Origin of the sequence: Devosia sp., assembly GCF_017744655.1 — a bacterium.
GTDB lineage: Bacteria > Pseudomonadota > Alphaproteobacteria > Rhizobiales > Devosiaceae > Devosia.
Genome location: NZ_JAGIAW010000009.1, coordinates 342099 through 352941, shown reverse-complemented (window position 1 = coordinate 352941; position 10843 = coordinate 342099). Strand labels below are relative to the sequence as shown.

Here is a 10843-nt window from a genome sequence, read left to right as displayed (position 1 = left end):
TGGGGTTTTGCGGTCCAGCTTGCCGTCGGAAGCATCCGGGGATGCAACGGGGGCTCACTGCCGCTTGGCCGGTGGTCGGCATCCACGCATCCGCCTGAGCGACCTCAAGCAGCCCGTCTCCCCGCCCGGCACTTCGTCGGTGCCGCGTGTTACCGGCGGGAACGGGCAAAGAATGGCACGGTTTTGCCGGACGGGGATAAGATGGATATCTTGCTTTTCGAACCATTGCCCATGCATGTCCGGCAATGGCGATACTGGGGAGACGACGCATGGTTGGGATAGCGATTGATCCATATCCCAGCGACGCGGTGTTGCGAGAACTGTGGCTTTCGGCCTGGGGCGATGCGGGACCGGCGAGTTGGCAACCGATCCTCCAGCGCAGCCTTGCCCATGTCGGCGCCTATGAGGGCGAAAAGCTCGTGGGCTTTGTGAACATTGCCTGGGATGGCGGGGTGCACGCCTTTATTCTCGACACCTGCACGCATCGGGATTTTCGGCTTCGGGGTATTGCCACCAAACTCGTGAAGGCGGCGGAGGAGGTGGCCAGGGCGCGCGGCGCCAAGTGGCTGCATGTCGATTTCGAGCCGCATCTGACCGAGTTTTATCGTGGGTGCGGGTTTCGGCCGACGGAGGCGGGACTAATCGCGCTCTAATAAACTCGGTGTCATTTCCGCGAAAGCGGGAACCCCTGTTTGAAAACGGAGGTCCCCGCTTTCGCGGGGATAACAACTGGTGAGCGAGGACAATAGTTAGGGCTTACGCCGCAACAGCCTGCCGCAGGCGGCCGACTAGCGAATTGGTGGATGTGCCGATGATTTCCACCTCGTGTATCCCGCCGATAAGGTCCGTAGACCCTTCGAGGTGCACGGCCTGCAGATAAGGCGAGCGACCGCCCACCTGGCCGGGCATGCGGCCGACGCGTTCGATCAGCACAGGCAGCGTGCGGCCAACGCATGACGCATGAAAATCGCTGGTCTGCTTGTTGACGAGGTCCTGCAGGCGCGCGAGGCGTTCGACCTTGACCGCCTCATCGATCTGCTCGGTGAGGTTGGCGCCCGGCGTGCCGGGGCGGGTCGAATATTTGAAGGAATAGGCTGAGGAATAGCCGACATCGCGGATGATTTTGAGCGTGTCCTCAAAATCCGCGTCACTTTCGCCGGGGAAACCGACGATGAAATCGCCCGAAAACGCCATGTCCGGGCGCGCGGTTTTGATGCGCTCGATAAGGCGCATATATTCCGCAGCGGTGTGCTTGCGGTTCATCACCTTCAAGATGCGGTCGGAACCGGACTGCACCGGCAGGTGCAGGTAGGGCATGAGGAAATCGAGATCACGATGCGCCGCGATGAGAGCGTCGTCCATGTCGCGCGGATGGCTCGTGGTATAGCGCAGGCGCTCGAGGCCAGGGATTTCGGCGAGAAGGTAAGCCAGCTCACCAAGTCCGACGGCGCGGCCGGAAACATCTTCGCCGTGATAGGCATTCACGTTCTGGCCGAGGAGGGTGATTTCTTTCACGCCCGCGTCAGCAAGGCGGCGGGCTTCTTCCACGACCTGAGCGACCGGGCGGCTGACTTCGGCGCCGCGGGTATAGGGGACCACGCAGAAAGAACAAAACTTGTCGCAGCCTTCCTGCACGGTGAGAAAGGCGGTGAGGCCGCGACCGATGGTGACGTCTTTTTTCGCCGCCGGCAGGTGCGCAAACTTGTCTTCTTCGGGGAAATCGGTGTCGACCACGGCGCGGCGCAGCGCGGGGTGCATGTGGCGATTGCCTTCGGCCTTGGCCAGCATGTCCGGCAGGCGGTGATAGGCCTGGGGCCCGAAAACCATGTCGACCATGGGGGCGCGGCGGGCGATTTCCTCGCCTTCGGCCTGCGCCACGCAGCCTGCAACGCCGATCATCAGGTCCCCGCCGGTGGCGCGCTTTTCGTTCTGCAGTTCCTTCAAACGGCCGAGTTCGGAAAAAACCTTCTCGCTCGCCTTTTCGCGAATGTGGCAGGTATTGAGCAGCACGAGATCGGCTTCGGCCATGTCCTGGGTGGGCGCATAGCCATGCGGCGCCAGGGCATCGGCCATGCGGTCGCTGTCATAGACATTCATCTGACAGCCATAGGTTTTGATGAAGAGTTTTTTCGGCGCGATCTGGTTCATGACGGGCTATTTACCAGACGAGAAGGTGTGATGCTACCGCCTGCAACCCCGCTGGGGCTCCGCGTGTTGTGTGATCGCAGAATAGAGGATCTGGTCATGAGCAAACCACACAAGGCCGAAGCTGCCGCCATGCGGGATGGGCAGAAGCCCGGGCCGAAGGATTCCCCGGTGCAGGTCCGCAATGCGGGGGCTGAAGCGCAGGCTGACAAGCCGAAGAAATGGGATAAGGTGGACGAGGCGGTAGACGAGAGTTTTCCCGCCAGCGACGCTAGCGCCAAATATTGACTGGCCCGCCCGGGCCCAACCTGCCAGTCGGCAAGGACCAGAACGCCATGGCAGCACAAGCCCAGGACCGGGCCGCAGAGTCCGGCAAGGCGCGGAGTTTGAGATCGCGACGGCCCCTGCCGGTCGCGCTCTACCTGCTCACGCTCGTGCTCGTCATTCTGATCCCGGCGCTGATCGTGGCGCTGGTGCTGCTCAACAGCACCAATGACGCGCAGGAACAAGTCGTCGAATCCCTCACCAATGCCACCGTACAGGCCATGGGCCAGGCGGTGGATCGCGAAATTTCGGGCATGGCGACGACCCTGCGCGTACTCTCGTCCGACCCGTCCCTTGCCGGTGGCGATCTCGGGGAATTTCATCGCCGCGCCACCGTGGCGCTGGCGGGCACCGGTTCCTATCTCATCGGCACCGATGCGAAGGCCCAGCAATTGCTCAATAGCCGGGTGGAATTCGGTTCGCCCCTCGGGCTGTCCTCGGATGCAGCGACGGCAAGCCGGGCGATCGAGCGGGGCCGGCCGACCATTTCGGGCCTGTTCTTCGGCCAGGTGGCGCAGACCTGGGTCTATAATGTGTGGCTGCCCCTGCCCGATGAGCAGCCGGTGCGTCTCCTGGCGCTGACCCAGAATGCCCGGGATCTCATCCCCGTTCTGCAATCGCGGGAATTGCCGCAGGGCTGGAATGCGGCGCTGGTCGATAGCAGCAATACGATCATCGCCTCGACCACCGGGGACGAATTCGCCATTGGCGACACCTTGCCGATGCGGCGCAATCTCGAAGACACCACCTCGGGCTGGACCGAGGAACAGTTGCATGGGGAAACCGTCGTGACCTCGGAATGGCGCTCGGGCCTGACCGGCTGGCGCATCATTGCCTGGGCTTCGGCCTCGAGCGTCAAGCGTCCCCTGGGGGAATCGCTGCTGCAACTGGCGGCCTGGGGTCTCGTCATTGCCGTTGTCGCTTCGCTGATCGCTGTTTTCATCGCCCAGCAATTGAGCCGCTCGGTGCGTGGCCTGCGGCTCGATGCGCAGCGCCTGGGGCGCGGCGAAGCCGTGTTCGAGCGGCACTATCCGGTCGCCGAGATCGACGAGGTCTCAAAAGCCCTGGTGCAGGCCTCGCGCCAGCGGCAGACGGCGGAGCGCGATGTACGCTTCCTGATGCGCGAACTGGCGCATCGCTCGAAAAACCAGATGGCGGTCATCTCGGCCATGGCCAAGCAGACGGCGCGGGGCGCGACGGACGTGCCGCGCTATGTCGAGGGGCTGGAGCGGCGCATCATGGGGCTGGCGCGCTCCACCGACCTGCTGCTCGCCCATGGACGGGCCGGGGTGTCGCTACGCGAACTGATCGACCTGCATCTGGCCCCGTTCCGGCCGCAGGACGCGACGCGGGTGCGCATCGAGGGCGCCGATTTGAGGATCAATCCGCAGGGGGCGCAGATCCTGGGCATGGCGGTGCATGAACTGGCGGTCAATGCCACCCAATATGGCGCCTTTGCCGATGAAAGGGGCCAATTGACCCTTTCCTGGAATGAGGACGAGGATCAGCTCGCCATGCGCTGGCGCGAAACCCTGTCGGCGCCGCTTAAGGCCAGCGAAAGGGCGGGGTTCGGGACGACCGTGTTGCGGTCCATGGTGGGCGGTGCGCTCGGGGCCAAGGTCGAGCGCCATGAACATGCCGACGGGGTCGAATGGACCATCGATATTCCCATGACCGCGCTCGATCCGGCCTTTGCCGCGGTGCGGCCCGACGAGCAGCTCGAAGAGCGCCGGAATCAATAAGCTGGCTTTATCAGGTGCTTTGCACTATAGGGACCGCCAGCAGGCTCACTTTGCCCGCGCTATAACAGGCCCTACCTGGACGACATCCTGGCTGGGGCTCTTTCATCCTCAAAATTCTAGAAGGATTTGCCGATGTCGATTACCGCTGAGCGCAAGACCGCCCTCATCAAGGAATATGCAACCACTGCCAACGATACCGGCTCGCCGGAAGTGCAGGTTGCCATCCTCTCCGAGCGCATTGCCAACCTCACCGAACACTTCAAGGGCCACAACAAGGACAACCACTCCCGTCGTGGTCTCCTGAAGCTGGTTTCGACCCGTCGTAGCCTCCTCGACTACCTCAAGAAGGTCGACGAGAACCGCTACAAGACGCTGATCGAAAAGCTCGGCCTGCGTCGCTAAGCGACCCAAGTTTCCGGCGCGGGAGGTCTCTTCCGCGCCGGTTGCCCTTTATGGGGCATGCACGGGAGCCTTTGGTTCCCTTTAGGCCGGCAGCGCCGGAGCATGGCAGGATTATTGGCGCCTTCCGCAGTGGAGACGCTTGTTGTCTTGTCCATGTTCTGACTCCTGTCAGACAGTAACAGTGCCTGATTTTGAGCCGGCGCGCACATGGGGTGCAGCACCGGTGCGGGCACACCGGAAGCGTTCGCGGACCCTCGCCTATTCCGCGTTCCCGCGCTCCGGCAGAATGGAAAGACACCAAATGTCGATCAATTTTGACCACCACAAGGTCGAACTCAACTGGGGCGGCCAGCCGCTGACGCTCGAAACCGGCAAGATCGCCCGCCAGGCGGACGGCGCCGTGCTCGCGACGCTGGGCGAGACCGTTGTGCTCGCCACCGTGGTTTCGGCCAAGTCGCCGAAGCCGGGTCAGGACTTCTTCCCGCTGACCGTCAACTACCAGGAAAAGTACTTTGCTGCCGGCAAGATCCCGGGCGGCTACTTCAAGCGCGAAGGTCGTCCGACCGAGAACGAAACCCTGGTTTCGCGCCTCATCGACCGCCCGATCCGCCCGCTCTTCCCCGATGGCTACAAGAACGAGACCCAGGTCATCGTCACCGTTCTGCAGCACGACATGGAAAACAATCCTGACGTGCTCTCGATGGTCGCAGCTTCCGCAGCCCTGACCATTTCCGGCGTTCCCTTCATGGGCCCGATCGGCGCAGCGCGTGTCGCCTATATCGACGGCGCCTATGTGCTGAACCCTTCCATTGATCGTCGTTCGGACAGCAAGCTCGACCTCGTCATGGCCGGCACTCAGGATGCCGTGCTCATGGTGGAATCGGAAGCCCAGGAGCTTTCCGAAGAAGTCATGCTCGGCGCCGTCATGTTCGGTCACGCCGAAAGCGCCAAGGTCATCCAGGCCATCATCAAGCTCGCCGAATTGGCCGCCAAGGAACCGCGCGATTTCACGGCTCCGGATTTCTCGGCTCTCGAAGCCCAAGTTCTGGCCATTGCCGAAGCCGATCTCCGCGCTGCCTACCAGATTACTGAAAAGGCCGCGCGCTACGCCGCCGTCGACGCCGCAAATGCCAAGGTCAAGGAAGCTTTTGCTGCCAAGATCGAGGCCGGCGAGCTGACCAAGGAAGAGCTGGGCGAAGTCGTCCACAATCTCCAGGCCAAGATTGTTCGCTGGAACATTCTCGACACCGGCAGCCGTATCGACGGGCGTGATCTCAAGACCGTCCGCCCGATCCTGGCTGAAGTCGGCGTCCTGCCGCGTACCCACGGCTCGGCCATCTTCACCCGTGGCGAAACCCAGGCGTTGGTTGTTGCCACCCTTGGCACCGCCGAAGACGAGCAGTTCATCGACAGTCTGGAAGGCACCAAGAAGGAAAACTTCCTGCTGCACTACAACTTCCCGCCCTACTCGGTCGGTGAAGCCGGTCGCATGGGTTCGCCCGGTCGTCGCGAAATCGGTCACGGCAAGCTCGCATGGCGCGCCATCAACCCGATCCGTCCCTCGATCGAGGAATTCCCCTACACGATCCGCATCGTGTCCGAGATCACCGAATCCAACGGCTCGTCCTCCATGGCGACCGTTTGCGGTACCTCGCTGGCGCTGATGGATGCCGGTGTGCCGATGAAGCGCCCGGTGGCCGGTATTGCCATGGGCCTGATCCTCGAAGGCGAAAAGTTCGCCGTTCTCTCCGACATTCTCGGCGACGAAGATCACCTCGGCGACATGGACTTCAAGGTGGCCGGTACTGAAGCGGGCGTGACCTCGCTGCAGATGGACATCAAGATCGCCGGCATCACCGAAGAGATCATGAAGATCGCTCTCGGCCAGGCCAAGGACGGTCGTATCCATATCCTGGGTGAAATGTCCAAGGCCCTCTCGGCTTCGCGCGGCGAAGTGGGCGAGTTCGCTCCCCGCATCGAAACGCTGAAGATTCCGACCGACAAGATCCGTGAAGTGATCGGCACCGGCGGCAAGGTCATCCGCGAGATCGTCGAAAAGACCGGCGCCAAGATCAACATCGAAGACGACGGCACTGTAAAAGTTTCGTCCTCGGACGGTTCGCAGATCGAAGCTGCCATCAAGTGGATTCGCTCCATCACCGATGAAGCCGAAGTCGGCGGCATCTATCAGGGCACCGTCGTGAAAACCGCCGATTTCGGCGCCTTCGTGAACTTCTTCGGTGCCAAGGATGGCCTCGTCCACATTTCCCAGCTCGCCGACCAGCGCGTTGCCAAGACCACCGACGTGGTCAAGGAAGGCGACAAGGTCTGGGTAAAACTCCTCGGCTTTGACGAGCGCGGCAAGGTCCGCCTGTCGATGAAGGTGCTGGACCAGGCAACCGGCAAGGAACTGGTCAAGGAAGCCAAGGACGACGCTGCCGAGTAAGGCGCGTTTTCCGAGCAAGAATAGTGAAAGGCCCGGAGCGATCCGGGCCTTTTGATTTTCGCGTCTTTGGCTCACTATCCCCGCATGATCACCGTGCTTTTCATCCATAGCGCCGGTCCGCAGGGGCCGGGAGAAGGCAGCAGCGCCCTTTTGGAGGCATTGCGCGCCATGCTTCCGCCCGATCTCAAGCTGATTGCGCCGCTGATGCCGGAGCCGGACGCGCCCGCGGCCGAACCATGGATCGCGGCTGTGGAAGCGGAGGTGAGGGCGATCGAGGGTGACTTCGTTCTGGTTGGGCATTCGCTGGGTGGGTCGACCATCCTGCAGGTTCTGACGCGATTTGGCGTGCCGGATAGGCTCCTCGGCGTCGTGACGCTGGCAGCGCCCTTCTGGAGCGCGGAGGATTGGCAGATCGCCGAATTCGCCTTGCCCGAGGATGCCGGCACGAGGCTGCAGGCCCTATCGAGGCTCTTCATTCTGCAGGGTGACCGGGACGAGGTCGTCGCCAAAAACCACCCGGAACTCTATAGAGCATTGCTGCCGCAGGCGCAGATTTCCATTCTGCCCGGGATCGACCACGAAGCTGCCACAGCCGCGCCGGACCTGCTGAAAGCCATTAGATCCATCACAGGCCCGTGAGACCTGTGGGATTTGAGCAACAGCCCAAACTATGATCACATTGTGGCGAGGAACCGCCGCATTCGTGCCACGTTAAGCGGGAGAAGCGTTACTGCAAGGAACGAGGCGGCGCCCTGCCCTCTCGACGTGATTCTTTGCCTGTCCCGAGGTTCCAGTTTTGATTTCCCGCCGCCTTTTCCTCATCGGCCTCTCCGCGACGGCCCTGGCAGCCTGTTCGACCACGCGTCAGCCTGTGGTCCAGGAGCCCACCATCGATCCGTACTACCTGCGCATGTACGGCCCGGTCACCAATGAAGCCTATCCCATCGCCGCCATGGATTTGCGCCGCGTCGATCCGAAATGGTGGCGTCAGGAAGTGCCCTATTTCACCACCGAACGTCCCGGCACGATCGTGGTCGATACCCCCGCGCACTATCTCTACCTCGTCATGGAAAACGGCCGGGCTCTGCGCTACGGCATCGGCGTCGGTAAGGACGAGGCCCTGGTGTTCCGTGGCGATGCCACCATTGGCCGCAAGGCCGAATGGCCGCGCTGGACCCCGACCAAGTCTATGATCGCCCGCGAGCCCGACCGCTATGGCCCCTGGGCCAATGGCATGGGCGCGGGTCCCGAAAATCCGCTGGGGCCGCGCGCGCTTTACCTCTACAAAAACGGCGCCGATACGCTTTTCCGTATCCACGGCACCACCGAACCCTATACGATCGGCACCAACGTTTCCTCGGGCTGCATTCGCCTGATGAACCAGGACATCATCGATCTCTATGCCCGCGTCCCCTCGGGCACGCGCGTGACGGTGATCAACGCCTAAGCGCGGGATTGCGGGAAAACCGGTAACAGTTTTCCCGACCGTGCCTTTCGCAATGTCGCCGCAATAGTTCTGGCGGATCGTGACACCCGGGAGCGAAAACTCTCGTCACGACCTCCAAAATATACTGCCGGCCGCGGTTCATACCGTAGTCACCCGCATCCGGCATCCAGGGCCCGTTCCGCAAGGAGCGGGCTCTTTCGTTTTTAGGGGCCGATGCTAGGGTCGCGCCATGTTCATCCTCCTCAACGGCTCCTTCGGCATCGGCAAGACCGCGACCGCCGCCTGCCTCAGGCGCGAACTGCCGGGATCGACGATTTCCGACCCCGAACGGGTCGGCTATGTACTGCGGCGCCTGCCGGCCTTCCTGCTGGGTTTGCAGGAGCAACCTGCTGACTATCAGGACATGGCGCTCTGGCGTCGCCTGATCGTGCATCAGGCCCGCATCGCGCATCGGCGGGCGCGAACTGTCATCGTGCCATGGCTTTCACCGACCGGACCTATCTTGCGGATTTTGCTGGGGCGCTGGCCGCAACGGCGCCCGTGCATAAAATCTGCCTCGTCGCGCCGCTCGCAGTGGTGCACGAGCGCCTCCTGAGGCGCGGTTTGGCCGAGGGCCGCACCGGCCTTACGGAATTCGAGACGCGGCGTTCGGCCGAATGCGTGAAGGCGCATGGCGATCCGCTCTTCGGCATTCCGGTCAATGCCGACCAGCCGACCGAGACTATTACGCGCGCTATTCGCGAACTGCTTGCGCCCGTGCTTTGAGGAAGCCGATATCGGCCTCGTTGGTCGCTAGGGCGATGGCCCTTTCATAGGCGGCAAGCGCTTCGGCTTTCCGCCCGCTGCGGGCCAGCAGCTCGGCAAGAGCCGCGTGAAACGGCTGATAGGCGCCGAGCTCAGCCTGAAGCGGCATGATCAGCGCGAGCGCGGTGTCCGGGCGGCCGGCTTCGGCGAGGGCGACGGCGCGATGGAGCCGGACCACGGGCGTCGGCTCGAACCGCAGGAGGCTGTCATAGAGCAGCACGATCTGCGGCCAATCCGAGCCGTTTTCGCCGATATGGCAGGCGGCGATGGCGGCCTTGATCTGATAGGGGCCGGGCAGGCGCCGGTTCATGGCACGATCGAGCAGACCGAGGCCTTCGGCAATCAACGCCCGGTCCCAGCGGCTGCGATCCTGTGCGGGGAGCGGCACGGCAGCGCCGGTATGGTCCTCGCGGGCATCGTGACGGGCATGGGTGATGAGCAGCAGGGCGAGACACCCTTCAATCTCCGGATCGGCGGGGCGCAGGCTATCGAGCAGGCGGGCAAGGAAGATCGCCTCGGCCGCGAGATTTTTGCGGTTTTCGGCAGTGCCGGCATAGCCGCTGGTAAAGACCAGATAGATGACGGCCAGCACGGCCTGCAGCCGTTCGGCCCAATCCTGCGGCTCCGGCACGGAATAGGGAATGCCCGCCGCGGTGATCTTGGCCCTGGCGCGGGAGAGGCGTTGCCCCATGGTCGGTTCGGCATCGAGAAAAACGGCGGCGATGTCATGCGTCGACAATCCGCAAATGGTGCGCAGGGTCAGTGCCACCTGCGATTTCGGCTCGAGGGCGGGATGGCAGCAGGTAAAGATCAGCCGCAGCCGTTCGTCGGGAATGTCGTTGGCGTCATCCTCGCGCGTTTCGGCAGTAAGCAGGCGCAGGGCGTCGACCTTCCGGCCCTCCGATTTGCTCTGGCGCAGGCGATCGATGGCCTTGCGATAGGCGGTTTGCAGCAGCCAGCCGAGCGGCGCGGCGGGCACGCCATTGCGGCCCCAATGGCCGACGGCGGACAGCATGGCATCCTGCAAGGCTTCCTCGGCCAATTGGAAATTGCCGAGGCGCGCGATCAGCGCGGCCATGAGCCGCCCCCGGTCATTGCGCATCAGGCCCTCGAGGGCTCGGGTCGCGGCAACGGCGCCGGAGGCGGCCTGCATCATCTCAATTGCCCGCGGGATTGAACGTCATCAGCGGGCGCACTTCCACCGTGCCATAGGCCGCGGTGGGGATCAGGGCGGCATAGCGCAGGGCGGCGTCGAGATCGGGCACCTCGATGACATAATAGCCGCCCAGGTGCTCGCGCGTTTCGGCAAAGGGGCCGTCCATGGTTTCGACCTTGCCGCGATTGAGGCGCAGCGAGGTGGCGGTGTCTATGCTTTTGAGGGCCTCGCCGGCGACGAGCACGCCATCGGCCTTCATCTGTCGGTTGGCAGCGAAATAGCTGGACATCATGGCCTCGTGTTCGGGCGTGCCATATTTGGGCTCGCGCTGCGGGTCGGCATAGATGAGAAGCATATATTGCATTTTGTAACCTCTG

At 62.9% G+C, this 10843-nt stretch carries 12 protein-coding genes; 9 read left to right on the top strand and 3 right to left on the bottom strand.

What is annotated here, in order from left to right:
* The first annotated feature begins 269 nt into the window (after window positions 1-269).
* Window positions 270-653, top strand: coding sequence for a GNAT family N-acetyltransferase (locus J7557_RS18110; RefSeq protein WP_291421431.1), 384 nt, complete (start codon window positions 270-272; stop codon window positions 651-653).
* Window positions 654-756: 103 nt separating this feature from the next.
* Here the strand turns inward: J7557_RS18110 and miaB are convergent, their stop codons facing one another.
* Entirely contained in the window at window positions 757-2148 is a 1392-nt protein-coding gene (gene miaB / locus J7557_RS18105; RefSeq protein WP_291421430.1) for a tRNA (N6-isopentenyl adenosine(37)-C2)-methylthiotransferase MiaB, read from the bottom strand.
* Window positions 2149-2244: 96 nt separating this feature from the next.
* On the opposite strand from miaB, the gene J7557_RS18100 reads away from it, so the two are divergent.
* From J7557_RS18100 to J7557_RS18065, 8 genes are all read left to right on the top strand, one after another.
* Complete coding sequence (locus J7557_RS18100) at window positions 2245-2433, top strand: hypothetical protein (protein ID WP_291421429.1); 189 nt, start codon at window positions 2245-2247, stop codon at window positions 2431-2433.
* A 47-nt stretch (window positions 2434-2480) separates the two neighbouring features.
* Window positions 2481-4211: a sensor histidine kinase gene (locus tag J7557_RS18095; protein ID WP_291421428.1), complete on the top strand. Its 1731-nt coding sequence runs from the start codon at window positions 2481-2483 to the stop codon at window positions 4209-4211.
* 132 nt (window positions 4212-4343) lie between these two features.
* Complete coding sequence (gene rpsO / locus J7557_RS18090; RefSeq protein WP_035084587.1) at window positions 4344-4613, top strand: 30S ribosomal protein S15; 270 nt, start codon at window positions 4344-4346, stop codon at window positions 4611-4613.
* A 301-nt stretch (window positions 4614-4914) separates the two neighbouring features.
* Window positions 4915-7059, top strand: a complete 2145-nt coding sequence (gene pnp, locus J7557_RS18085) for a polyribonucleotide nucleotidyltransferase (RefSeq protein WP_291421427.1) — start codon at window positions 4915-4917, stop codon at window positions 7057-7059.
* Between the two features lie 84 nt (window positions 7060-7143).
* Window positions 7144-7698, top strand: coding sequence for an alpha/beta fold hydrolase (locus J7557_RS18080; protein ID WP_291421426.1), 555 nt, complete (start codon window positions 7144-7146; stop codon window positions 7696-7698).
* 157 nt (window positions 7699-7855) lie between these two features.
* On the top strand, window positions 7856-8506 hold the full coding sequence (locus J7557_RS18075; RefSeq protein ID WP_035084583.1) for a L,D-transpeptidase: 651 nt from the start codon (window positions 7856-7858) through the stop codon (window positions 8504-8506).
* Between the two features lie 229 nt (window positions 8507-8735).
* Complete coding sequence (locus J7557_RS18070) at window positions 8736-9101, top strand: hypothetical protein (RefSeq protein ID WP_291421425.1); 366 nt, start codon at window positions 8736-8738, stop codon at window positions 9099-9101.
* Window positions 9102-9109: 8 nt separating this feature from the next.
* Window positions 9110-9271 carry a hypothetical protein gene (locus J7557_RS18065; protein ID WP_291421424.1) on the top strand — a complete coding sequence of 54 codons (162 nt, stop codon included), beginning with the start codon at window positions 9110-9112 and terminating at the stop codon, window positions 9269-9271.
* Here J7557_RS18065 and J7557_RS18060 read toward each other — a convergent pair.
* Both J7557_RS18060 and J7557_RS18055 read right to left on the bottom strand, forming a co-directional pair.
* Entirely contained in the window at window positions 9240-10466 is a 1227-nt protein-coding gene (locus tag J7557_RS18060) for a DUF6596 domain-containing protein (RefSeq protein ID WP_291421423.1), read from the bottom strand. The two genes, J7557_RS18065 and J7557_RS18060, sit on opposite strands and share 32 nt — an antisense overlap.
* Before the next feature lies 1 nt (window position 10467).
* Window positions 10468-10830 (bottom strand): YciI family protein, encoded by a 363-nt coding sequence (locus J7557_RS18055; RefSeq protein ID WP_291421422.1) that lies wholly within the window; start codon window positions 10828-10830, stop codon window positions 10468-10470.
* Window positions 10831-10843 lie beyond the last annotated feature (13 nt).